Here is a 222-nt window from a genome sequence, read left to right on the forward strand (position 1 = left end):
GCGGCACCTGCCGATGACGTCTACAAAGACGCCGGCAAAGTCGAAGTGACGATCAAGGATGCAACCGGCGGCAACTTCGAGAACCTGGTTCCGAGCACCGTGCCGGCCGTGACCAACGTCACCGACACCATCGACACCACTACCGTCAAACTCACCGCGACCGAGTCGGCGGCTGAAGGCGGCAGCGTGACTTACACCGCAACCGTCGGCGCGCCAGTCACT

1 protein-coding gene is annotated in these 222 nt (G+C 63.1%); it reads left to right on the forward strand.

Annotated elements, in window-relative coordinates; all coding sequences use genetic code 11:
- Positions 1 to 222 (forward strand): immunoglobulin-like domain-containing protein (locus ACM6IV_RS19595; protein ID WP_414871264.1); only part of this gene is annotated, 222 nt, incomplete at both ends.

The organism is Pseudomonas sp. IT-347P (genome assembly GCF_949768005.1).
Classification (GTDB): Bacteria; Pseudomonadota; Gammaproteobacteria; order Pseudomonadales; family Pseudomonadaceae; genus Aquipseudomonas.